The sequence below is a fragment of the Nocardia sp. NPDC055165 genome (assembly GCF_053606985.1).
In genome coordinates this window covers 25,699-49,612 of sequence record NZ_JBSGSS010000026.1, presented here as the reverse complement: position 1 = coordinate 49,612, position 23,914 = coordinate 25,699, and the positions used below count along the sequence as shown (strand labels likewise).

At 65.9% G+C, this 23,914-nt stretch carries 20 protein-coding genes; 7 read left to right on the top strand and 13 right to left on the bottom strand.

Features of this window, described 5'->3' with window-relative positions:
* The first annotated feature begins 187 nt into the window (after positions 1–187).
* Complete coding sequence (locus ACWFRF_RS33310) at positions 188–1,828, top strand: peptide chain release factor 3 (protein WP_378636033.1); 1,641 nt, start codon at positions 188–190, stop codon at positions 1,826–1,828.
* A 19-nt stretch (positions 1,829–1,847) separates the two neighbouring features.
* Here the strand turns inward: ACWFRF_RS33310 and ACWFRF_RS33305 are convergent, their stop codons facing one another.
* Both ACWFRF_RS33305 and ACWFRF_RS33300 read right to left on the bottom strand, forming a co-directional pair.
* The gene (locus ACWFRF_RS33305) at positions 1,848–2,414 is read right to left on the bottom strand and encodes a nuclear transport factor 2 family protein (protein WP_452454083.1); all 567 of its coding nucleotides are present in this window, start codon (positions 2,412–2,414) and stop codon (positions 1,848–1,850) included.
* Between the two features lie 240 nt (positions 2,415–2,654).
* On the bottom strand, positions 2,655–3,527 hold the full coding sequence (locus ACWFRF_RS33300; protein WP_378993200.1) for an Abi-alpha family protein: 873 nt from the start codon (positions 3,525–3,527) through the stop codon (positions 2,655–2,657).
* A 405-nt stretch (positions 3,528–3,932) separates the two neighbouring features.
* Here ACWFRF_RS33300 and ACWFRF_RS33295 point away from each other — a divergent pair, with 405 nt between their 5' ends.
* Positions 3,933–5,147: a hypothetical protein gene (locus tag ACWFRF_RS33295; protein WP_379312872.1), complete on the top strand. Its 1,215-nt coding sequence runs from the start codon at positions 3,933–3,935 to the stop codon at positions 5,145–5,147.
* Positions 5,138–6,040, top strand: coding sequence for an Abi-alpha family protein (locus ACWFRF_RS33290; RefSeq protein WP_379312871.1), 903 nt, complete (start codon positions 5,138–5,140; stop codon positions 6,038–6,040). Before ACWFRF_RS33295 ends, ACWFRF_RS33290 begins: the two co-directional genes overlap by 10 nt.
* A 58-nt stretch (positions 6,041–6,098) precedes the next feature.
* On the opposite strand, the gene ACWFRF_RS33285 is transcribed toward ACWFRF_RS33290, so the two are convergent.
* Both ACWFRF_RS33285 and ACWFRF_RS33280 read right to left on the bottom strand, forming a co-directional pair.
* Positions 6,099–7,889, bottom strand: coding sequence for an ABC-F family ATP-binding cassette domain-containing protein (locus tag ACWFRF_RS33285; protein WP_379312869.1), 1,791 nt, complete (start codon positions 7,887–7,889; stop codon positions 6,099–6,101).
* 198 nt (positions 7,890–8,087) lie between these two features.
* On the bottom strand, positions 8,088–9,023 hold the full coding sequence (locus tag ACWFRF_RS33280; protein ID WP_378993204.1) for a 4-(cytidine 5'-diphospho)-2-C-methyl-D-erythritol kinase: 936 nt from the start codon (positions 9,021–9,023) through the stop codon (positions 8,088–8,090).
* Between the two features lie 153 nt (positions 9,024–9,176).
* Between ACWFRF_RS33280 and ACWFRF_RS33275 the strand changes: the two genes are divergently transcribed.
* Positions 9,177–9,383: a heavy-metal-associated domain-containing protein gene (locus ACWFRF_RS33275; protein WP_378993206.1), complete on the top strand. Its 207-nt coding sequence runs from the start codon at positions 9,177–9,179 to the stop codon at positions 9,381–9,383.
* A 346-nt stretch (positions 9,384–9,729) separates the two neighbouring features.
* Here ACWFRF_RS33275 and rsmA read toward each other — a convergent pair whose 3' ends face one another.
* The 6 genes from rsmA to ACWFRF_RS33245 all read right to left on the bottom strand — a co-directional run bounded on the left by rsmA (position 9,730) and on the right by ACWFRF_RS33245 (position 17,528).
* On the bottom strand, positions 9,730–10,614 hold the full coding sequence (gene rsmA / locus ACWFRF_RS33270) for a 16S rRNA (adenine(1518)-N(6)/adenine(1519)-N(6))-dimethyltransferase RsmA (RefSeq protein ID WP_378993208.1): 885 nt from the start codon (positions 10,612–10,614) through the stop codon (positions 9,730–9,732).
* A 34-nt stretch (positions 10,615–10,648) separates the two neighbouring features.
* The gene (locus ACWFRF_RS33265; protein WP_452454078.1) at positions 10,649–11,806 is read right to left on the bottom strand and encodes an alpha/beta fold hydrolase; all 1,158 of its coding nucleotides are present in this window, start codon (positions 11,804–11,806) and stop codon (positions 10,649–10,651) included.
* A 1,117-nt stretch (positions 11,807–12,923) separates the two neighbouring features.
* On the bottom strand, positions 12,924–13,409 hold the full coding sequence (locus ACWFRF_RS33260) for a hypothetical protein (RefSeq protein WP_452454076.1): 486 nt from the start codon (positions 13,407–13,409) through the stop codon (positions 12,924–12,926).
* Positions 13,406–14,638: a type VII secretion target gene (locus ACWFRF_RS33255; RefSeq protein ID WP_452454074.1), complete on the bottom strand. Its 1,233-nt coding sequence runs from the start codon at positions 14,636–14,638 to the stop codon at positions 13,406–13,408. The genes ACWFRF_RS33260 and ACWFRF_RS33255 overlap by 4 nt, the downstream gene beginning before the upstream one ends.
* Before the next feature lie 735 nt (positions 14,639–15,373).
* A complete protein-coding gene (locus ACWFRF_RS33250; protein ID WP_378993213.1) occupies positions 15,374–16,501 on the bottom strand; it encodes a transglycosylase family protein in 1,128 nt (375 codons plus the stop codon).
* 172 nt (positions 16,502–16,673) lie between these two features.
* Positions 16,674–17,528: a TatD family hydrolase gene (locus ACWFRF_RS33245; protein WP_452454081.1), complete on the bottom strand. Its 855-nt coding sequence runs from the start codon at positions 17,526–17,528 to the stop codon at positions 16,674–16,676.
* 1 nt (position 17,529) lies between these two features.
* On the opposite strand from ACWFRF_RS33245, the gene metG reads away from it, so the two are divergent.
* Positions 17,530–19,098, top strand: coding sequence for a methionine--tRNA ligase (gene metG / locus ACWFRF_RS33240; RefSeq protein ID WP_452454072.1), 1,569 nt, complete (start codon positions 17,530–17,532; stop codon positions 19,096–19,098).
* A 62-nt stretch (positions 19,099–19,160) separates the two neighbouring features.
* Here the strand turns inward: metG and ACWFRF_RS33235 are convergent, their stop codons facing one another.
* Entirely contained in the window at positions 19,161–20,351 is a 1,191-nt protein-coding gene (locus tag ACWFRF_RS33235) for a DUF418 domain-containing protein (protein ID WP_452454070.1), read from the bottom strand.
* 81 nt (positions 20,352–20,432) lie between these two features.
* On the opposite strand from ACWFRF_RS33235, the gene ACWFRF_RS33230 reads away from it, so the two are divergent.
* Positions 20,433–21,230 carry a TetR/AcrR family transcriptional regulator gene (locus ACWFRF_RS33230; RefSeq protein ID WP_387445895.1) on the top strand — a complete coding sequence of 266 codons (798 nt, stop codon included), beginning with the start codon at positions 20,433–20,435 and terminating at the stop codon, positions 21,228–21,230.
* Positions 21,231–21,233: 3 nt separating this feature from the next.
* Here the strand turns inward: ACWFRF_RS33230 and ACWFRF_RS33225 are convergent, their stop codons facing one another.
* Together ACWFRF_RS33225 and soxR are read right to left on the bottom strand one after the other, a co-directional pair.
* Positions 21,234–21,986, bottom strand: coding sequence for an isocitrate lyase/PEP mutase family protein (locus ACWFRF_RS33225; protein WP_452454068.1), 753 nt, complete (start codon positions 21,984–21,986; stop codon positions 21,234–21,236).
* A gap of 33 nt (positions 21,987–22,019) precedes the next feature.
* Complete coding sequence (gene soxR, locus ACWFRF_RS33220) at positions 22,020–22,505, bottom strand: redox-sensitive transcriptional activator SoxR (protein WP_101465780.1); 486 nt, start codon at positions 22,503–22,505, stop codon at positions 22,020–22,022.
* Between the two features lie 164 nt (positions 22,506–22,669).
* Here soxR and arcA point away from each other — a divergent pair, with 164 nt between their 5' ends.
* Positions 22,670–23,911 carry an arginine deiminase gene (gene arcA, locus ACWFRF_RS33215; RefSeq protein ID WP_378663679.1) on the top strand — a complete coding sequence of 414 codons (1,242 nt, stop codon included), beginning with the start codon at positions 22,670–22,672 and terminating at the stop codon, positions 23,909–23,911.
* Positions 23,912–23,914: the final 3 nt, after the last annotated feature.

Sequence of the window (23,914 nt, the reverse complement as noted above, 5' to 3'; positions counted from 1 at the left end):
GTACGCGACGAAGGAGCAAGCCCCGGTGGCTAACCGGCGACCCCCAGGGGCCGCGACTCGAGCGCGCCAGCGCTCCAAAAAACACAGCGTCAAACCTCCTGGGACTACCGAACAATTGATCCCCCCTGTGACCACCCCTTCAGCCCCTCGTACCCTGGAAAGGCTGCCCCCACCGAAAGGCTCCCCTTTGTCCGAGTCCGGAGAGAACGTCGCCCCCACCCCCCGCGGGTTACCCGCCGAGGTGGCCCGTCGGCGCACGTTCGCCGTGATCTCGCACCCCGACGCGGGTAAGTCGACGCTCACCGAAGCGCTGGCCCTGCACGCCAGGATGATCTCCGAGGCGGGCGCCATCCACGGCAAGGCCGGTCGCAAGTCGACGGTGTCGGACTGGATGGAAATGGAGAAGGCGCGCGGTATCTCGGTCAGTTCGACCGCGCTGCAGTTCAACTACCGCGCCGCCGGGTCCGATATCGACAATGTGATCAACCTCGTCGACACCCCCGGCCACTCCGATTTCTCCGAGGACACCTACCGGGTGCTCACCGCCGTCGACGCGGCGGTGATGCTGATCGACGCGGCCAAGGGCCTCGAGCCACAGACGCTCAAACTGTTCCAGGTGTGTCGCCACCGCGGCATCCCGGTGATCACCGTGATCAACAAGTGGGACCGGCCGGGTCAGGCCCCGCTCGAACTGCTCGACGAGATCAGCGAGCGGATCGGCCTCACCCCCACACCGCTGTTCCTGCCGGTCGGCATCGCGGGCGATTTCCGCGGCCTGCTGCGTCGCGGACCGGAAGGCGAGGCCGCCGAGTACATCCACTTCACCCGCACCGCCGGTGGCGCGACCATCGCACCCGAGGAGTACCTGACCGCCGACGAAGCCGAAGCCCGCGAGGGTGAGGCGTGGACGACCGCGGCCGAGGAGAGCGAACTGCTCTCGGCGACCGGGCAGGACCACGATCAGGAGATGTTCCTGGCGGGCCAGACCTCGCCGGTGATCTACGCCTCGGCCATGCTGAACTTCGGTGTGCGTCAACTGCTCGAGACGCTGGTGCAGCTCGCGCCCGCGCCCGGCTCACGCGAGGACGTGACGGGCAAGGAACGCACGACCGGTGACCCGTTCAGCGCGGTGGTGTTCAAGGTGCAAGCGGGCATGGACACCGCCCACCGCGACCGGTTGGCGTTCATGCGGATCGTCTCCGGCGAATTCGAGCGCGGCATGGTGGTGACCCACGCGCAGACCGGTCGCCCGTTCGCCACCAAATACGCGCTGACGGTCTTCGGCCGCGAGCGCACCACGGTCGACACGGCCTACCCCGGCGATGTGGTCGGCCTGGTCAACGCCACCGCGCTCGCGCCGGGTCACACGTTGTTCGTCGAGAAGAAGGTGGAGTACCCACCGATCCCGAGCTTCGCCCCCGAGCATTTCGCGACGCTGCGCGCGCAGAGCGCGGGCAAGTACAAGCAGTTCCGCAAGGCCATCGACCAGCTCGATTCCGAGGGCGTGGTGCAGGTGCTGCGCAACGACGCGCGCGGTGACGCCACCCCGGTGCTGGCCGCGGTCGGTCCGATGCAGTTCGAGGTGGTCACCGCACGGATGCAGGGCGAGTTCAACGTCGAGACCCAGCTGGATTTCCTGCCCTTCACGCTGGCACGGCGCACCGACGCGGAGTCGGCGCCCGAACTGGATCGCCAGCGCGGGGTCGAGGTGTTCACCCGCACCGACGGCGTGATCCTGGCGCTGTTCAGCGACAAGTGGCGGCTGCAGTACATCGAGAAGGAACACCCGAAACTCACGCTGGAACCGCTGGTCGCGACCGCGGACTGACGCTGTCTGGGCCGGAGGTTCAGGCAGCAGGCCCGGGATTGCGTTCCACCGAGGAGATGTGGTTCTCCTGGGCGATCATTCCCCAGCGGCTCGCGGTGAGCCGCAGGCTGGGCAGATCGCTGAGCGAGAGCACTACTTCGTAGGTGCGCTCGTACCCGGTGTGCGAGATGCGCCAGTGCCCGTCCTCGCAGCGCACATAGCTGTCGGTATAGAAGGCCGCGCCGCGCAGACACATGTTGTGTTCGGGAATGATCACCGTGTCGGCCAGGTACCAGGTGCCGGAGGCGGTGTCGCCGTCGACATCGATCTCGGGGTGGTCGCAGCGATGCTCGGTGATCACGTGCGGTCCGAGGGTGTTGCGCAGGAAGGCCAGGAAGGCCTCGCGCGACTCGAACTGCAGATACTCGCTATAGGTGGCCGTCGCCTCGGGGACCAGGGTATCGGCGAACTCGTCCCACGACTTGGTGTCCAGGCTGCGCAGATAGCGGTATTTCAGCCTGCCGATCGCGATGCGATCGTCAGGGTCGTCCGGCGGGCGCTCGATGGGTGTGGGCTGTTCGTCGTCGTCCGACGGCGCTGTCACCATCCATGCCTCCCCCGAGTCCGACCCGGCGACCAACGGCTCGTCCTCGCCGGGCAGCACCGGCGCAGGCCCTGCCCATGCGGCCGCGACAGGTTCGTCGACGTGCACGTTCGGTGATTCCGGGCCCTGCTCCATTTCTCCACGATCCCACCAGAAACGGCTCGCCGCCCGTTCTGTATCAGATCGCTATCACTGCCGAAACCGGAGTGTGACCTCCGGCGCCGGCCGGCCCGGCTGTCTGAGCTACCCGATGGTGAAGCAGGTGCGGCAGAAATCCTCGCCGAATTCCGACAGACGCAGGCTCTTGCGCACGATCTTGGGCGCGCGGCCCGCCTTCTTGAGCGCGTGTTCCACGACGGGCTGCACTTCCAGCACCATGTACCGGCTCAGCACCACCGGATCGTCGGAGGTGAGCGTGAGGCCGAGGCGGTTGAGATTGATCAGGTAGGACCGAGCGCGGTCCGGGTAGCGCACGCCCGCCTGTTCGGGGACCGAGGTGAGGTCGCCCTGCACCAGCTCCGAGCCGATGCCGAGCGGGCGGTTGGTGCGCACGTCGACCGAGGGTTGCGGACCGTTGAGGGCCATGAATCGCAGGATGCGGGCCTCGTCGGGAGCGACCTCGTCGAGGATGCGGTCGTAGGCCGGGTGCACGTCCTCGGTGAAGTACACGTCGGCCGAGCGGGCCAACAGCGCGTCGCCACGTCGCCGCAGGTCATCGGTAGTGGCCGAGCGCAGGTACGGGCCGACGGTGATGGCCTGCTGCGACGAACCGTTCGGCGTCGGCACATAGCTGACGATCTCGCGCACCGACCCCTCGGTGACGCCGAGTGCGCTGCGCGCGATGGAGCGCAGGGCATTGCCGGTGCGCTCGGCGATATCGGCGGAGGATTCGCCGTCCAGCGCCGCCTGCGCCAGCTCCTTGGTGACCTCGTAGGTGGTGCCGACAGCCCATTGGCTGCCGCGCACCGCGGTACCGGCGGCCAATCCGGCGGCGCGGAAGACGCCACGGATCAGCCGTGCTTCATTACTGATCTGTCGCTGCTCGACGTCCGAGCTGCGCTCGACGGCGCGGGTACCGGCACGGGCCAGGTCCTGTCCGGTCCTGTCGTCTGTCACGTCCTACTCCGAAGTCTCGCCATGTGAACAGTGCCACCACCTACCGCGCGTCCCCTCTGCACGGTATTTGTGGCCTGTCACGAAAGGTGGTGGTGGTCATTGTGTCCGACTCGCCAAGACGAGTACGTCATTCGGGACAGGTTCTGTGACTGATGTCTCAGACACTACCCTGTGGCCTGACACACGACGAATGGACCCAGTTCCTCATCTCACAGTAGGGTCACCTCGCCGCGGGGGTGATAAATTTTTGGTTCTCGGTGAGGCGGTGGTCACCGGGTATCGGCAGGAGGGCGTGTCGTGTTGGAGAGTGTGTTCGGGTTACACCCGACACTCCTGCTAGAAATTCTGACCATTCCTCTTTTCACAGGAATTATCGGTTACATAACCAACTGGTCCGGCATTCTCATGCTGTTCCAGCCGATCAAATTCCACGGATTCCGACTGCCCGGTCTGCGCGCGGTCTTCCCTTATCTACCCAAGCGGATCCAGGTATTGCCGCTGCTCAGCTATGACGGCCGGATCGGCTGGCAGGGCATCGTGCCCTCGCGTGCCGACAAGATGGCCAGCATCGCGGTCGACAAGGGCCTGTCCAAGCTGGGCAGCGTCGCCGACTTCTATCGCGAGCTCGACCCGGAGAAGCTGGCCGAACATCTGGCCGAGGTGGCCGACGCGCAGATCCGCGACATCGTCGAGGTGATCCTGCGTCGCGAACACCCGCAGCTCTGGTACAACCTGCCTGTTCAAGTCAGGGAGATGATCCATCAGCGGGTGCGTTCGCAACTGCCGGAGATCCTGCGCGACCTCACCATGGAACTCGGCGCCAATATCGATCAACTGCTCGATGTGAAGCAGATGGTGATCCGCTACTTCCAGGCCCGACCCCAATTGCTCAACCAGCTGTTCCAGGTACTCGGCGCCAAAGAGCTTCGGTTCATGCAGAACTTCGGCTTCTACTTCGGCGCACCCTGCGGCCTGCTGCTGGTGCTGGCACTGCACACCACCGGGCTCTCGGCGCTGGTCGTGCTGCCGGTCGGCGGGATCGTCATCGGCTGGGTGGTGAACTGGATCGGGATCAACATGATCTTCGCGCCCGCCACACCGAAGTGGTGGTGCCCGTGGCGGCAGGGTTTGCTGATCAAGCGCCAGCCCGAAATCACCGCGGGTTACGCGGCATTGGTGTCCACCGAGGTCGTCACGGTGGCCAACATCGGCGACGAACTGCTCAACGGACCGCGCTCGGACCGGACCCTGCAGATGCTCGAGGACACCCTGCGCCCGGCCGCCGACCGTGCGCTCGGGCCCGCGCGGCCCGCGGTGAAGTTCATGCTCGGCAGCCGCGAATACGACTCGCTGCAAACAACTCTCACCACGCAAGCCATGACGATCGCGCCCATGGCGTTCGCCGACCCCGCGTTCAATGCTCAGCAGAGCAGGCAGGTCAACGATTACATCGCCCGGCAAATGTCCGCACTTTCTCCCCATGACTTCGTGGACATGCTGCGCTCGGCGATCAAACAGGACGAATGGTTGCTTTTTGTCCATGGCGGCGCGCTGGGACTGCTCGCCGGATACGCTCACATCCTGGTCTTCGGAACAGGAGTAGCGACGACATGGATGTAGACGACGGGACCCCGTCCACCGACATGGTGCGACGATCGGTACCGCCGCTCGAGGTATCCCACGACAGGCGTGGCCTGCTGCCCGTCTCACCGGTGCGCACGGTTCGGGCTGCGACCGGGGTGGCGCGCGTCGCGCTGACCGCCGCCTCGGGAATGACGCTGTGGACCCTGGACACCGCGCTCGGGGTGACCGTCACGGTGTTGCGCGGCAGCATGGCGGGCAACCCGCCCAACGAGGTGCTCGCCGAAGCGGAAACCGAAGTGCGCGACCGGCTCCGGCACGCCCTCGGCCTGCCGACGGGCGCCGAACACCACCGCGAGGACGGCACGCCGACTCTGCGTGAGCAGGGCGCCGAACTGCTGCGGCTGTCCGCCAGCACCACCGCCGCACAGCCCGACACCCATCCGGCCTATCCCGGGATTCTCGCCGAGATCACGCCGGACGAGGCACGGATCCTGCGCTTCCTGCACGTCGACGGGCCGCAGCCCGCCATCGATGTGCGCACCGGGCGGCAGCGGGCGTTCGGTGGCGAGCGGTTGATCAGTGGACTGACGATGCTGGGCGACCACGCCGGCCTGCGGTTTCCGAACCGGGTGCCGCAGTACCTGCCCAACCTGCGCAGGCTCGGGCTCATCGAGTCCACCCGCGAACCCGTCGGCAACCCGCACCGCTACCAGGTCATCGAAGCCCAGGAGCAGGTGCGGGAGGCGTTGAAGCGCCCCGGTTTCGGTACGAAGGTGAGCTACCGCAGCATCCTGCTCACCGAATTCGGCGCCGACTTCGTTCAGACGTGTTTACCGGTCGTCATCAACGACGGTCGCGAAACCACTGGTCCGCCTCCCCGCGACTTCGGGCCGGACTCGAGTGCGCGGTCACGGAGCGTCGGCGGCTGACAGCAGGACTCCCGCCGAGTCAGCCCGTACCCCGGGAGTTACCCATGTGCGTGCGAGATCACTGGTCGGCGGCTTCTGCCAATTCCATCCAGCGCTCTTCTGCCGCTTCTTTTTCGGCGACGACTTCCTTCAGCTCGGCTCCCAGCTTGACCAGCTTGTCCGGGTCTGTCGCGGCGTCGGCGAGGGCGGCATGGAGTTTCTGTTCGCGCTCGTCGAGTTTGGCGATGCTGCGTTCGACCTTCGACAGTTCCTTGCGGGCGGCGCGGCGGTCGGACGAATCCGTCGAGGTGCCACCGGTCTTCGCGGTGAGCGGCTTGGCGTTGCCTGCCATGGTGGCGCGCTTGGCGAGGTAGGAATCGATGCCGCCGGGCAGGTTGGTGAGTTTGCCGTCGCCGAACAGGGCCCAGGTGGAGTCACAGATGCGCTCGACCAGGTAGCGGTCGTGACTGATCACCACCAGCGTGCCCGCCCAGTTGTCGAGCAGATCCTCGAGCTGCTGCAGGGTGTCGATGTCGAGGTCGTTGGTCGGCTCGTCGAGCAGCAGGACGTTCGGCTCGGCCATCAGGATGCGGGTGAGCTGCAGGCGACGGCGTTCACCACCGGAGAGGTCACCGACCGGGGTGCGCTGGCGGGCCGGGGTGAAACCGAGCCGTTCGGCGAGCTGACCGGCCGAGATCTCCTTGTCGCCGAGCATGATTCGCTGTGCGACCTGCTGCACGGCCTCCAGCACTCGCATATCGGTGGGCAGGTCGTCGAGTTCCTGCCGCAGCCAGCCGATCTGCACGGTCTGGCCCTGGATCCGCTTGCCCTTGGCGGGTTCGGTCTCCCCGGCCAGCGCGCGCAGCAGCGTGGTCTTGCCCGACCCGTTCACACCGACCAGGCCGACCCGCTCGCCCGGCGCGAGCCGCCAGGTGAGGTCGTCGACCAGCACCCGGCCGTCAGGGGTGGTGAGGGCGGCATCCTCGAGTTCGATCACCACGCGGCCCAGGCGCTTGCGGGCGAACGCGGCCAGCGAGACCGAGTCGCGCGGCGCGGGCACATCGGCGATCAGTGCCTCGGCGGCCTCGACGCGATAGCGCGGTTTGGAGGTGCGAGCCTTGGCGCCGCGCCGCAGCCAGGCCAGCTCCTTGCGGGCCAGGTTCTGTCTGCGCGACTCCGAGGCGTCGGCCTGACGTGCGCGTTCGGCGCGGGCGAAGATCCAGTCGCCGTAGCCGCCCTCGTAGACCTCCACCTTGCCGCCGACGACCTCCCAGGTGCGGTTGGCGACGGTGTCGAGGAACCAGCGATCGTGGGTCACGACGACGAGCGCGGTGCGCCGGGCGACCAGGTGTTCGGCCAGCCACTGCACACCCTCGATGTCGAGGTGGTTGGTCGGCTCGTCGAGGACCAGCAGGTCCAGGTCGCGCACCAGCGCCGCCGCCAGGGCGACGCGGCGGCGTTCGCCACCGGAGAGGTTCGTGACGAGGGTGTCCAGGCCCAGATCGGCGATGCCGATGCCTTCGAGGATCGAGCGCACGCGCGAGTCGGCGGCCCACTGGTGATCGGCGATGTCGGCGGTCGACAGGTCGTCGGACAGCCCGGCGAACACGATCGAACCGATGCTGGCGCCCTCGGGCAGCACGCCGCGCTGGGTGACCACGGCCATCCGCAGCCCGCCCACTCGGCTCACCCGGCCCTTGTCGGGCGGCTCCAGTCCGGTCAGGACCTCGAGTAGCGTGGTTTTACCGCCACCGTTGAGGCCCACCACCCCGATCCGTTCCCCCGCGTGAATTCCGAGGGAGACGTCATCCAGCAACGGCTTGACGCCGAAGCTCTTGGAGACCTGTTCCAGGTTGATCAGGTTGGGCATTGCCGCCTCTCCGCGACTTCAGGCCAGACATAGGTGCGGGGTTGCGGTGCGTCGGCGTCCGACGGGGGGATTGCTGGACCAGTTGGCCCGTTCCCGGTGAATTACCCATGTTCGTGCGAGATCTGTTGATTGCGATCATAGTGGACGCCGCCGGTCGCTCTGACCGGCACCGCGGCGGCCGGACTGAGCTGGTGGTCGTCAGCGTTTGGAGTGTGCCTCGGTGTCGAGCACGCGGGCGCCCTGAACAGGACCGGTGGCCGTGCGCACGCTGCGGCACACGCCCGCGCCTGCCAGCTCCGCGGCGACACCGATCGCGGCCTCCTCCGATTCGCAGAGGAACGCGCACGTGGGCCCCGACCCCGAGACCAGCCCGGCCAGGGCGCCCGCGCCGACGCCCGCGCGCAGCGTGCGGCGCAGTTCCGGTTTCAGGGAGAGTGCCGCGGCTTGGAGGTCGTTGCCGAGTAGCGGCGCGAGGGTGTGCGGGTCGCCGGCGGCCAGTGCCTGCATGAGTTGCTGGGGATCACCGAGGCGCGGCGGCTCCCCTTCGGCGCGTAGCCGGTCGAGTTCGCGAAAGACCGAGGGGGTGGACAGACCGTCCTTGGCCAGCGCGAGGACCCAGTGAAAGGTGTTGCGCGACAGCACCGGAAGCAGGCGTTCGCCGCGGCCGGTGCCCAGTGCGGTGCCGCCGTGCAGGGAGAACGGGACGTCGCTGCCGAGTTCGGCGGCGATCGTGGACAGTTCCTCACGGGTCAGGCCGAGGTCCCACAGCTCGTTCAGCCCGACCAGGGTCGCGGCCGCGTCGGCGCTGCCGCCCGCCATACCACCGGCCACCGGGATGCCTTTGGTGATCGCGATCTCGACCAGCGGGGCACGGCCCGCCAGATGCGCCAGGCGGACCGCGGCCTTCCAGACCAGGTTGGTGCGATCGGTGGGCACCTCGGCGGCGCCTTCGCCGCTCACCCGCACGGAGAGCGAGGCAGAGGGGGCCAGACGGAGGTCGTCGGCGAGGGACAATGCTTGGAACACGGTGGTCAGGTCGTGGTATCCGTCCGGGCGCAGATCAGCGACTCCGAGATGCAGGTTCACCTTCGACGGAGCTCGCACGACGACCGGGCTGGGCACAACTGACAGCACGATTCCCCAGCGTAATAGGTTCCACCGACTAGTACGCACGCCGAATGCCCGGCACTCGGCCGAGGGGTTGCGCCAGGTACCCTTGGGGGGTATGTTCGTTCGTGTCGGGGACATACCCCTGGACCGTATGTTGGAAGAGCGAAGGAGCCGGCCATGGCCACCACCACCTACACCGTCACGGGGATGACCTGCGGACACTGCGTGAGCTCGGTCAAGCAGGAGATCGGCAAGATCGATGGCGTCACCGGCGTGGAGGTCGACCTCGCCAGCGGCCTCGTTCGCGTCGACAGCTCGGGCGAACTGGCCGACGCCGATGTTGCCGCCGCGGTCGACGAAGCGGGCTACGCGCTGAGCGCCTGACTCCACCTGTGCTGGGCGAGCAGGCGCCGCGCGCGTCCAGCTCGCCCAGCATCGACCCGGTTCGCGACAACGCCCCCGTTCACCGTGGGTTCACCCACGTCAGGACGCGTCACGAATCATCCACAACGTCATCCACATCTTTCCCCCGACGTGGTGCGACACAAATTTCCGGGTTCCACCGGGAGCGCCACCCGCCGATCATGATCAACTCCGAGTGCCGCGAAAACCGGTTGTCCACAATTGCTTTCACAGGGGCACCACAACCCGCGCCGGTGAACGGCCGGTGTACTGCGGGTTCTCCTGCGGGAGCCCACGATTCGCCGCGCGGGCGTACCGCTCGCGCCGATCAGGTCGTCGCAGCCAACCGGACGAACGCCGACGTCTCCAGGGTCTCGCCCCGTGCCGTCGGATCGATCCCGGCGGCGACGAGCCGGCGCTCGGCCTCGGCAGGCGAGCCCGCCCACCCGGACAGCGCCGCCCGCAACGTCTTTCGCCGCTGCGCGAACGCCGCGTCGATCACCTCGAACACCCGCCTGCGATGCGCGTCGTCCATCGGCCACGGCGCTTCGGCGTATCGGTCGATCCGCACCAGACCCGATTCGACGCGCGGCACCGGCCAGAAGACCTGCGTCCCCACGTGACCGGCCCGCCGGACCTTTCCGAAGAAACCCGCCTTGACACTCGGCACCCCGTACACCCGGTTCCCCGGCTCGGCGGCAAGCCGGTCGGCCACTTCCGCCTGGACCATCACCAGCGACACCATGATGCTGGGCAACGTCGCGAGCAGGTGCAACAGCACCGGCACGGCCACGTTGTACGGCAGGTTCGCCACCAGCGCGGTCGGTACGGCGGGCAACTGCTCCGGACGCACCCGCAGCGCGTCTGCCTCGACCACGCGCAGACGCTCGACCAGGCCCGGCGCGCGATCGGCGACGGTTTCGGGCAGATAGTTCGCGAGCACGGGGTCGATTTCGACGGCGACCACCTGGTCGACCACGTCGAGCAGCGCCAAGGTCAGCGAGCCGAGACCCGGGCCGACCTCGAGCACGGTGTCACCCGCGCCGACACCCGCCGCGGACACGATGCGCCGCACGGTATTGCCGTCGTGCACGAAATTCTGTCCGAGCTGCTTGGTGGGTCGGACACCGAAACGCTCGGCCAGGGTCCGCACCTCGGCGGGACCGAGCAAGGCGGCACGGCTACCTCGAGCGGAATTCTCTGGTTCGGACACTGCTAGAACCTACCAACCTCGTTGATCGGGCAGCTCAGCGCTGTGTCGGGGCGGCGTTGGCGCGCGCGAGGAAACCGTCGATGGCGGCGAGCTGCTCGGGCGAGACCGAGCCGTGCTGGCCGTTGCCGAGGACCACCTGCTGGTCGACGCCGTTGGCCGCGAACTGGGCGACCAGCGCCGCGTGCAGCGGCGACGGCACGACCATGTCGGCGACGTTCATGGACAACAGGATCGGGGCATCGTAACCACTGGTCGGCAGCATCATGTAGGCCGCGAGCGGATCGCGCAGCGGAGCGAGCGGGCGGGCCAGCAGGTCGGCGGAGGTGACGCCCTTGGTCGACGCAAGGATCTCGTCCAGGCACTGGCTGCCCGCGGCGTCGACAATTTCCTTGCCGCGCGGAGTCAGGTAGGAGTCGATGTCGAGCGCGGGGTCAGTGGCGCGCAGACCGGCCAGGATGCTGACGATGAACGAGGTGGTGGCGCTGGAAAGCCCCGGCACCATCGGCGTCGTCGGGCTGACGAACGGCAGGATCTTCTCCACGTCCGAGGCTGGGTCGATCGCGGCGACACCACGGAAGTCGAGCTCAGGGGCGTACTCAGCCTGCACGTGCGCCGCGCTCAGCGCCGCGTGACCACCCTGTGAAACGCCGAGCACGCTCCAGGTGCGCGAGAGGTCGTGGTTGGCGGCGCGGGCAGCACGGACCAGATCGATCGTCGCAGTTGCCTCGCTGCGCACCTCGAGGTACGGGTGCGGGCCGGTGTCGAATCGGCCGAGGCCGAGGTAATCGGGCGCGACGACGGCGAAGCCCTGGTCGACGAACCGCTTCAGCAGCCGGTCCTCCCCCCCGCGCTGCTGTTGGAAGGGCGCGGTCTCCGGATCGGCCTGACCACCGCAACCCGGGCCGGAGCCCGAGGTGCCGTGGTCGTATGCCAGGATCGGCCAGCCGCCGACCGGTGCGTCACCTTCGGGCAGGAACATCGCGCCGCTGGCCGGGCGCTGGACGCCGGCCGAGTCGGTCATCCAGTACTCGACCGACGAGCCACGGTCGAGCCCGTGCCAGCCCGCGGGTTCGGCCTGCACCGAGATGAGCGAACCGGGGGGCGCTGCCATCGCCGGGGTGTACGCGGCTGAGGCGAAAGCGCTCGCGACCAGCGCGGCGACAACAGTGACCCGGATCGGGTTCTTCAGCACGGGTCGGCCTCTCTACCAGGCGATCAAGATCTTGGACGAGTGTACAGATCGAGTGGATATCCGAAGTCGACATCGCCCACCGCGAGCTGCGCCACCAGATCGGCGTGCAGCGGCGAGCACCGTACGGTCGGTGACATCGATAGGCAGCAGGATGGGCGCGTCGTAACGGAATTCCAGTTCCGGCGCGTAGCTCGCCTGCCCGTGCGGGTCCCGAGCGCGATTTGCTCCGGCCGACAGCACCACCACAGCAACCGCACGCCACCAGCCCGAAACCGAAGACGCCCCAACCGCCCGTCGAATTGTCAACAAGCCGAGACCACCGCACGAGCACAGCGAACTCGGGGAAACGAGAGCACGTTACCCCAGAACCCGAGGGCCCGCACAGTACGCCGCAACCACAAAACGGCCCGGCCAGGATATGACGCCCCGCCGCAGATCACTCTCGTCACGCTGCACTGACCGGTCGATGCCGACTCGCGACGGGTCGCGGGGTCGTCCTGCCAGCAACAGGGCGCACCAGACGCTTGACTACCCGTAGGATTTCGCCAATTTACCAATTATTCCGACAATCAATTCAATATTCCTCGCACAAACGTCGTCACCCGGTTTCGGGGGGGTTGCCTGGAGAGAAGAATCCGATGGGATAATCGTTACTCCTACCGATTTTGACACGGAAACGGCGGCCGCTACGGTGCACGAACTACCATTCCAGGGGTTGAGATCGGCGGGATAACCAAGTGTCGCGGCGAGCTCGTCGTCCCGTTGATTCGAATTTGGATTCAGCGGCTGCCCGATCCACCATCCAGCATCAAGAAAGCCGATACCGTCGGCACCCCATGTGCACGAACTGGCTACCACCGATCCGCCGTCTTCCTTCGAAATAACCTTCGAGGTCAGCTGATCACCGCCCGTCGCCTGAGACACTTCGGCTGCCGTAACGAAACCGCAGATACCCTCATTGTTGCCCGAGGTCGATTGCGACGAGGTGATGACTGGGTGCCCGTTGGAAGCTTCTGGGGCGGCGCTTCGACCGCCTGAACATCCGCTAGTCAGCAGTAGACAGGGGACGATAGACATCATCAATCCAACTCGCATAGACACTCGCATAGACATGCGGCTACTCAAACCAACTCACCTCTTCGGGGTACTCATCCTCGTCGTCTGGCCAGTCACTTGGTCCAACCACCCCGGGCGAGGGGCGAAATGATTCGGATCGGGCAGTAGAAGGGTCTGACGCCGAGTAGCCGTGACCTGGCGAATCTGGCACGTGCACTGGCTCCTCGGCGCACGGCGGAAATGTCCATTCGAAGGAAGCAGATCCTCTAATCGCAACCAGTTCGGGCGGCATCGGCCGCGCCCACTGCTCGATCTCTTCCCAATGTCGCCCATTCGATACTTGACGAGCACAGTCCTGCATCTCGCGCGATGCGTCCTGCGCATTTGCCAGTTGCTGCAAAAATGCAGCATCTACGACAAGCGGCGTGAGGATGTCATCCAATTCCAGATTGTCCAATTGAATGCGTGCAGTTGCGAGGTCCGCAGCAGCGGATAACGCCGAAGCCACGGCTTCCTCAATCTCAGGGTCCAGGTTGTGCTCTATCAATTTCCCTCCCAGGGATTCGCGCCGGTGCCTACATTGAACTTGCGGGTCTGATCCCCATCTTGGCTATCCGAATTTTCCCAAACCTGATTCAATTCGGTACTAATTACCGCAACCTTATGCGCGTCAACCAGGTCGTCGGTGAACGATGAGATCGTTTCATTCACCTGCCCCATCTCACTTTTCGGCTTATCCTTTGAAGATATCTTCTCAAGGAGATTCTTCGCCGATTTAATCAGGTCTCTAATTTTATCCAGAATTGGCTTAATCGTGTTCCATACTTGGAGGCAAATATTACCCAGAGAAACCAGCTGCCAGGTTGTACCCAAGACAGGAACCTTCTTCAATGCAATCTTCACTACGTTCTTGCCATCTGTGACATCGACCTCCTTCTCGAGCATGTCCTTGAGCTTCATGGCGATAGCTAAGCAGCCCTTGGTGACTTCCTCTGCAATAATCGTAAATACATGATCAACAGATCTACCGACTGGACCCCACCACTGAATCGAGCGAGATAGATCCTGTGCATAGTTTTCGAAAGCGATCGCCGCTTTACCATCCCAGAAATTTCCGAGCTGGAGTGCGCTCCATGAGACGTTCTTAGAAGATGCTTCCATAGCATTCCCATACGCTCGATACGCACCGCCGAGGCGACGAAATTCATTCCAATTGCCCTCAAGGGGTTCGAATAGCTGACCAAGTGGACTCCACTTGTCGTCAGTCGCAAGTCGGATTCCTTCATTGAAGTCACCCAGCCAGCCCGTCTTGTCCTCGATAGCCTTGACCAGGTTCTCTTCCAGTCCATCCGGAGGCGGCAATGTAATGCCTTCCGGCCCAGTGTAGCTGACCGGATTTGGATAATTTTCGGTGATCCCTTGTCCGGCGATCGACGAATCACTTTCACGGCCTGCGATGCTCATCGTATGACTGTTTAGTGCGGCATAATTTCGCTGATCCGTGTCGTGGTACATCCATGCAGCCCGGTTCAGGTTGATTGCCGTTCCCTCAGCTGCAGAAGAATAGTTCTTTGTCGACTGATTCGCCGAGTCACGCAGGTTGGTCACCGCCGGAACAATGGCGGCAATGATCTCCCCCATCATCTTGTTCGATGGAGTGCCGTGGTTGTTGATGTAGCCAGCGATGCTTGTCAGGTCAGTACCGATGTCGCGGTACACCCCCGAAATGCCAGCGATCTCGTCTGGATGTGCCCTCAACGCGTCGTTATCGCCCATAATAGGTACCTGTCAGTCGTTCGGCCGTTTGACCATTGTGGAGGTTGCGTAGTTCGGTACCGATCCATCGGGTGAATTCGGTTGCCAGTACCCCGGCGTCACCCGGTGCAATGCGAACGCGGTCGCTGGTTCGGTGTAGGAGGTGGCGAGCGTCGTCAGCGATGTCAAGCCACTCGATGAATCGGATCGGGCCGGAGCGACAGTGAAGGTTGCCGCGGAATATTGCGGCCGACCCCGATCCAATGCGAGGGTGGTCGAGCAGTCGCCTGTAACGCTCGCTTGGCGTGTTGCGGGCGACATCGACGAAGTAGCTGCTGCGGTCAGGTTCGAGATCGCGGGGGTGAATCTCTTCTCCCCGACGAAGTACACCCGATCACGGCGATCCCTAGCCCAAGTACGCCGAGACCGCAACCAAGTTTGCTCACTAACCGACCCATGCCATTCCTCCCCTCGGCCGGTGCAGTGTATCAGCAATGACAACCGCGATCAGCGTGCACGAGATGACCGCAAAGATCACCAAACCCGCAGCAACACATCACGAATGACCGATTACCGAGCATCAGGTCTCGCGTAACGTTGCTAGCGTCAGAGCAACAGTTCGAGGATCCAGCGGAGGACTCTGCCGATCGTTCGCAGGATCCTCACGCCGAGCGACGGCGTATCAGCAGGGCCCTTCTTCGAAAAATCTATCTTGGCCATCTCATTGGTTTCCGCTCAGAGTGTGGTCAACGTCGGTCAGCTGATTCCCAATCGCCCGGTGCACGCGGGCCAGGCGCCCCAGCCCTGACGTGCCCGCGTCACCTCGGCGATCGCGATCTGCTCTTCGCGGCTGGCCAGGTCGGCGCGCGGTGCGTACTTCAAGCCACCCTGGCGTTCCCAGGTGCTCTGATCGAACTGGATACCGCCGTAGTACCCGTTGCCGGTGTTGATCGCCCAGTTCCCCGTCGACTCACACTTGGCCAGCGCATCCCACACCGCACCGTCACGCACCGGCGGAACCTCGGTCCCCGGCTTGGCGCCCTTGCGGATCGTCTTGTTCTGCGCGGGCGTGATCACATTCGAATGCACCTGCACGCGTGAGGCTTCGACGCCGTTCACCATCTTCACCGCGAACGTCGCCTCGTGCAGACCGGGCATCCCCGGGTTCTCCACCACGGTGCGGCTCATGTTCATGGTCACGTCCTCGATCACCGTTTCGGTGGGATCGAGCGGCAGGGTCTCGGTGCGCTGTTCGGTGCGCTGCCGGGTGACGACGACCTGCATGCCCTCGGCGAGGGGGGTCGTGGCGGCGGGCTCGGTGAAGTCCTCGTCCTTCAACGGAACGCCCGCGGCCGTGAGGAATTCACCGATGGTCGCGGCGGCGAGGCGCACATCGACCGGGGCTGCGCCACCGTCGACCAGCGCGATGGTGCGCGGGGTATACACACTCAGCGCCGCACCCGCGAGGGGCAGTTTCTCGGTGCGCGAGGGCAACACGTGGGTGTCGGACGGGATCTGCATCGATGCCAGCGCGTCGCCCGCGGTGGTGCCGGTGGTCCACACCTTGCGCTCGACACCGTCGACGGTGACGGTGATCTCGCGGCCCCGGTTGAAGGTGATGGTGGCGCCGTCGCCGACTTTGGCGCTCGCGGCGGGGATCACCTCGTCGTGTTCGGCGATCTCGTAGCCCGCGTCGGCCAGGATGGCGCGCACGTCGCGCGACATCGTCGAGAGCTCGGTCCGTTCGCCGTCGATGACGATCGCGACCGTCTTGTGGTTCACGATGGCCAGCGAGGCGCCGACGAGAAGAATCAGCAGCATGGCCGCCACCGCTGCGAACAGCAGCGGTGAACGTGACGAGTTGATCCGCGCAAAAGCTGACATGATTACAGGACGATAACGACGCGGTGCGCGGTAGACAACACCAGGCCGCCCGAACAGCGGGATCGTAGATCACAATTCGATATAGACCGCGCTGGTAGATAACGATGTCAGCAGAGGAATGTGAGCCGACTCACGTTTAATGTCCAGCCCCCTGTCGATCCGGCGAAACGGACTACCGAATCCGATACAGCCTGCGCGCGTTGGCGGTGGTGATCTCGGCCAGCGTCTGCGGGTCCTGTTCCCGCACTTCGGCGAGCGCGCGGACGGTGTACGGCAGGCAGTACGACTCGTTCGGCGCACCGCGATACGGGTGCGGTGTCAGATACGGCGCATCGGTTTCCACCAGGACCTGGTCGTCGGGCACCAGCTTGGCGGCCTCGCGCAATTCGTGCGCGTTCTTGAAACTCACCGTGCCCGAGAAGCTCAGCACGTACCCCTCCGCCACGCACGCCTCGGCCATCGTGGCGTCCGAGGAGAAGCAGTGGAAGATCACCGTGTCCGGCGCACCCTCGTCGAGCAGCACCGTGAGCAGGTCGTGGTCGGCTTCGCGGTTGTGGATCATCAGCGGTTTGCGCACGCGTTTGGCCAGGTCGATGTGCCAGCGGAAACCCTCTATCTGGGTTTCGATGTCGGCGCAGCCGTCGAGCTTGCCCGGCCAGTAGTAGTCGAGGCCGGTCTCACCGACCGCGACCACGCGCGGGTCGGTGGCGAGGTGCTCGAGCTCGGCCTTCGCCGTGTCGTCGAGGGCGTTGGCCCGGGTGGGATGCAACGCGACAGCGGCGTACACCCGCGGATCCCAGTTCGCGGCCCGCACGGCCCACTGCGCGGCGGCGAGATCGTCGGCGACGGTCACCACGTGCCCGACACCGGCCGAGGCGGCCCGGTCGACGATGGCCGCGGTCGACGCGGCATCGGTTGCGCCACAGGCATCGAGGTGGGTATGCGCGTCGATCAGGGGCGCGAGCGGCGGCGGAACAGGCGGAGCCGGACGATTCGTGTTTGCCACCCGGATTAGAGTAGTGCCCATCATGAGTGCAGCCGAAGGCGCCGAGGCGCCCGCCTTCTACGTCACGACGGCCATCGCGTACCCCAACGGTGTGCCGCATATGGGCCACGCGTACGAGTACATCTCCACCGACGCGATCGCCCGCTTCAAGCGACTCGACGGTTACGACGTGTTCTTCATGACCGGCACCGACGAGCACGGTCAGAAGATGCAGCAGACCGCCGCCACCGAAGGCATCCCGGTGCAGGAGCTCGCGGCCCGCAATTCCGACGTCTTCGAGGCGATGGACAAGGCGCTCGACATCTCGTTCGACCGCTTCATCCGCACCACCGATGACGACCACATGGCCGCGAGCGTCGCCATCTGGGAACGGATGCTCGCCAATGGCGACATCTACCTCGACAACTACTCGGGTTGGTACTCGGTGCGCGACGAGGCCTTCTACAACGAGGACGAGACCACCCTCCTCGCCGACGGCACCCGCGAGTCCACCGAGACCAAGACCCCGGTCACCTGGTCCGAGGAGTCGAACTACTTCTTCAAGCTCTCGGAGTATCAGGACAAGCTCCTCGCCCTCTACGAGGAGCGGCCCGAATTCATCGCACCCTCGACGCGGCGCAACGAGATCGTCAGCTACGTCAAGTCCGGGCTGAAGGACCTGTCGATCTCCCGCACCACCTTCGACTGGGGTGTTCCGGTCCCCGGCGCGCCCGACCACGTGATGTACGTGTGGGTCGACGCGCTCACCAATTACTTGACCGGCGTGGGCTTTCCGAACACCGACTCCGCCGCGTTCGAGAAGTTCTGGCCCGCCAACCTGCACATCATCGGCAAGGACATCACCAAGTTCCACACGGTGTACTGGCCCGCGTTCCTGATGTCGGCCGGGATCGCACTCCCCGACCGGGTGTTCGTACACGGGTTCTTGTACAACAAGGGCGAGAAGATGTCGAAGTCGACGGGCAATGTCGTCGACCCGCTCTCGCTGGTGTCCACCTACGGCCTGGACCAGGTGCGGTTCTTCCTGCTGCGCGAGATCTCCTACGGCCAGGACGGCAGCTACAGCAACGACGCCATCGCGGGCCGCATCAACGCCGACCTGGCCAACGAGTTCGGCAACCTGGTCCAGCGCAGCCTGACCATGGTCAACAAGAACTGCGACGCCAAGTCCCCCACCCCCGGCGAGTTCACCGACGAAGACCGTGCGCTGCTCGACCGCGCGAACGGGCTGCTCGCCAAATGCCGCGCCGAGTTCGACGTCCAGCAGATGCACCTCGCCCTGGAAGCCATCTGGCTCACCCTCGGCGAAACCAATCGCTACTTCTCCGCCAATGCCCCCTGGGCACTGCGCAAGTCGGGCACCGAAGAAGACCTCGCCCGCATGGCGACGGTCCTCTACGTCACCCTCGAGGTGGTCCGCATCGTCGCCATCCTGGTCCAGCCGGTGATGCCCGGCTCCGCGGCCAAGATCCTGGACCTGCTCGCCCAGGAAGGCCGCACCTTCGCCGACATCGCCACTCCCCTGGTTCCCGGTCTCGACCTGCCCGCGCCGGAACCGATCTTTCCGCGCTACGTCGAGCCGAAGGAATAGTCGAACGAGCTGTGGCGCACGGCCTTTCGCCGTGCGCCACTTGTTCGCAACCGCCGGGTATCTCAACTCACCGTGGTCGGCAGCGTTCGCCAAGCCGGTCTGCGACCGATGGTCACCCATCGCAGGATCCATTCGGCGGGGCCGTAGCGGTGCCGGCGCAACCACAGCGCGCTCACCCAGAGTTGCGCCACGAAAACGAGTAGTGCCAGTCCCATCGTCGCCAACGGCGACAAGCTGCCGGCCGCACCGAATCCGACGCCGGTGAAGATCACCAGGCCGATCGCGGATTGCCCCAGGTAGTTGGTCAACGCGATCTGTCCCGCCGGCGCGAGCGCCGAGCGGATCCACGCGGTACGCGGACTGTGCATCAAGCGCAGCAACGTCGCGACGTAGGCGGCAGCGAGCAACGGTGCGGTGGCGACGCTGACGGCGACCGCGAGCGTGTGCCCGGTACCCCCGCCGAGCGTGTACACCGTGCTGCCCGCCAGTCCCACCGGAAAGCCGACCCACTGGATTCGCCGCAGGATCGGTTCGTCGCCGCGGACCCGCGCGAACAGTTGCCGGCGACCCGCGACCATGCCGAGCAGGAACATCGCCAGCGCGGTGGGGCCCTGCAGACTGACCGCCTGCAGGATCAGCAACACCAATCCGTCGAGGTGCTGGCCGATGATGTCGCCCCAGCCGCCCAGCATCGCCGAGGTGGCCTGTTCGGCGTTCGCGTGCGCCACCTCCGGCGCGGGCAAGAAGCTCGCGGTGTCGAGGAAAAGCCCGCTCAGCAGCAGGCTCGCCAGCACGACGCCGTACAACGCGACGGCCACCCGCAGCGCCGTTCGATCCCGGCATCGCCGCATCCAGAACAGCACCAGGCAGGCCAGTGCGTAGGTGGTCAGTACGTCGCCGCCGTACAGGAAGACGATGTGCAGCACGCCGAGCACGAACAGCCCCGCGATCCGGCGCAGCATGCGCGGTTCGAAGGCCACTGCGGCGGCGGCCGCCGATTCCATCTGCAACGTGAAGCTGTAGCCGAACAGGAACGAGAACAGCACGTAGAACTTCATGTCGACGAACACCGACGACAGGCCGCGCACAGCGTCGTCGAGGGGCGAGGTGAAGGCGGGATCGATGACCAGATTGCCGGGATATCCCGAGGCCATGAAGGTGATGTTGACGACGAAGATGCCGAAGAGCGCGAAGCCGCGCAGCGCGTCGACGTCGCGTACTCGCGGTCTGGGGGCGACCAGTTGATCGGTCATGCGGGTTGCCAACCTCTCGGATAGCGGCAGCACTAATTATCCCTGGGATACTATCTCAAGGAGAGTAATCACGTGGATAGTATGTGCCCGCAGCCGACCGACGCTGCCCGAACCCAGGAGGAAGTCTCCGCGATGACCGACGAGCCGGTGCCCGCCGACCTGAGCAGACTCTGGCGACTACCGGATCGAGCGCGGCTCGGCCGACCGGCGGAGCTCGACGTCGAGCGCGTCGTGCGCGCCGCGGTGGAGCTGGCCGACCGGCGCGGCATCGGGGCGGTGACCCTGGCCGAAGTCGCCTCGACCCTCGGCTTCACGAAGATGGCGCTCTATCGCCACGTCGGCTCGAAGAACGAACTGTTCGAATTGATGTCCGATCTCGCACTGGGCCCCGCACCGGACATCAGTTCCGACCCCGGACAGTGGCGCACCGGACTGCGCCGATGGGCGCACGCCCTTCGCGGGGTCCTACTCGCGCACCCGTGGCACGCGCAACTGCCGATCAGCGGACCACCCCGTGGACCCCACGCGATCGGTTGGCTGGACGCCGCGCTGCGCGCCCTCGCCGCGACCGAGCTCGATTGGGCGACCAAAGTGGGCATCGTGATGCTGGTGGACATGCATGTGCGGCAATCGAGTCTGCTCACCCAGCAATTGACGGACGCCAGGCAGGGCACCGGCCTGGACGAGGCCGACGTCAACCAGCACTACGGCGCGGCGCTGGCCCGGCTGGTCGATCCCCACACGCTCCCGCAGGCGGCCGCGCTGTTCGCCTCACCGCTGTTCCAGTCGCCGCCCGACGATCCGGCGGACGGCGACTTCGTCTTCGGCCTGGAACTGATCCTCAACGGCGTCGCCGCGGAGGTCGAAGGTAAGGCCTAGCGGCTATTTCCAGGCAGCCAGCAGGTTGGTCGCCTCGGCGCCCAATGCGGCCTGAAGGAACGGGCCGAAGGAGATGCGGGCGACGCCGAGGCCGGCGAAGTAGTCCTTGGCCGGGCTACCCGGTTGGCCGATCGCGTTGATCGGCAGCGGCAGCTCGGTGGTGAGCCGGCGCAGGTCGGCGTCGGCGTGCTTGCCCACCGGGTAGAGAACGTCGGCACCCGCTTCGGCAGCCAGGGTCAGGCGGGCGATGGCACGGTCGAGGCGGTCGGCCTCGTCGCCGTCCTGACGCACGAACAGGTCGGTGCGGGCGTTGACCACAACGTGCACGCCCGCCGCGTCGGCGGCTTCGCGCAGGCCGCGGACCAGGTCGGCGTGTTCGGCGGGCGAACGCAGACGCTTGCCCTCGCTGTGCACCGTGTCCTCGATATTGAGGCCGACGGCGCCCGCGGCGAGCAGGCCGTCGATCAGTTGCAGCGGTTCGAGGCCGTAGCCGGATTCGATGTCGACCGAGACCGGGACCTCGACCGAGGCGGTGACCTGGGTGACGCGGGCCAGGAGTTCGTCGAAACTCATCCCCTCACCGTCGGCGCGGCCGATCGAGTCGGCGACCGGGTGGCTGCCCATGGTCAGGCCCGAAAAACCGGCCGCCACAGCGACATTCGCCGACCAGGCGTCCCAGACGGTCGGCAGCACCACCGGATTTCCCGGACGGTGCAGTTCGAGCAGAGTCTTCGCCTTGGCATCCAGAGAAGTCATACCCGCGATGATGCCCGAGGCATCCGACAAGAGCTATACGCAGCCGGATTTCGGCGGGCAGTTCACCTGGACATCGAGCACGCGCGCACCAGGACCCTCCGCACCGAGCCGGTCGTGCTCGTTGACGAGTTTGCACGAGCCGAGCGACAGGCAGCCGCAGCCGATGCAGCCGGTCAGGTTGTCGCGCAGGCGCACGAGCTGGGTGATGCGGTCGTCGAGATCCTCGCGCCAGGTGGTCGACAGGTTCTCCCAGTCGCGACGAGTCGGGGTGCGCCCCTCGGGGAGCCGGTCCAAGGCCGAGCGAATCTCACTGAGTGGGATACCGACCCGCTGCGAGATACGGATGAAGGCGACCCGGCGCAAGGTCTCGCGAGAATATCGACGTTGATTGCCACTGGTTCGACGGCTCGATATGAGACCTTCGCGTTCGTAGAAGTGCAACGCGGACACTGCAACTCCACTACGATCGGATAGCTGCCCGGGGGTCAGCTCCTTCGTTTGCCAATCGGCCATCGTCATCTATAGCTCCTCCCACTACCACCTAAACAATACTTCAGGTATTCGTGTCGTGTACGAAAAATGGGCGGAACACGCGCCCGAGCGGCGGTCACCGACGAGCAGCCGCGGCCGAACCCAGCGCGTTGCAGCTCGCAGACACGCGGTCCTCGCATTACGGTTTGCAGATGGGAACCGCCCCCGACTCGCGCCTGACCGTCACCTCCGAGGTCGGCCAGCTACGGACGGTGCTGCTGCACCGCCCCGGCGCAGAACTACGCCGACTCACCCCGAGCAACAACGACCAGCTGCTGTTCGACGGCATCCCCTGGGTCGAGCGCGCACAAGCCGAACACGACGCCTTCGCCACCGTACTGCGCGAGCGCGGCGTAGAGGTGCTGTTACTGGCAGACCTGCTGACCGAAACCCTCAGCGCCAGTGGGGCAGCCAGGATCCAGGGCATCTCGGCGGCAGTCGACGCGCGCAGGCTCGGCCACGGCCTGGCCGACCAGCTCGCCGCCGAACTGCGCAAATTCGACGCCCCCGCGCTCGCCGACATCCTGATGGCCGGAATGACCTTCGACGAGCTGCCGTTCGGCCCCGACGCCACCTCGCTGGTGCGGCGCATGCACCACGGCGGCGATTTCGTCGTCGATCCGCTCCCGAATCTGCTGTTCACCCGCGATTCCTCGTTCTGGGTCGGCCCGAAGGTCGCGATCACCTCGCTGGCCCTGCCCGCCCGCAGCCGCGAGACCTCCATCACCGACCTCGTCTACGCGTTCCATCCACGTTTCCTCGGCGTGCGCCGGGCCTACGAGTCACACACCGCGCCGATCGAAGGCGGCGATGTGCTGCTGCTCGCCAAAGGTGTTGTCGCCGTGGGTGTCGGCGAGCGAACGACCCCCGCGGGCGCGGAAGCGCTGGCGCGCAGCCTGTTCGACGACGAGCTCGCGCACACCGTACTGGTGGTGCCGATCGCGCAGAACCGGGCCACCATGCACCTCGACACGGTCTGCACCATGGTCGACACCGACGCGGTGGTGATGTATCCGGGCGTGCGGAAATCGTTGGAGGCGTTCACCATCCGCCGCGAGGACGGCTTCTCCGGACGCGGTGACCTCGAGCGCATCAGCATCACCGGACCCGAACCGTTCCTGCCCGCCGCCGCCGCGGCGATGGGCATTCCGAAGCTGCGCGTGATCGACACCGGCCGCGAGGGGCCCGACGCCGAACGCGAACAGTGGGACGACGGCAACAACACCCTCGCCCTCGCGCCCGGCGTGGTCGTGGCCTACGAACGCAACGAGATGACCAACTCGCGCCTGACCGAGGCGGGTATCGAGGTGGTCACCATCAGCGGCTCGGAGCTGGGCTCCGGCCGCGGCGGTCCGCGCTGTATGTCCTGCCCGCTGTCCCGAGACGAGGTGTGAGCA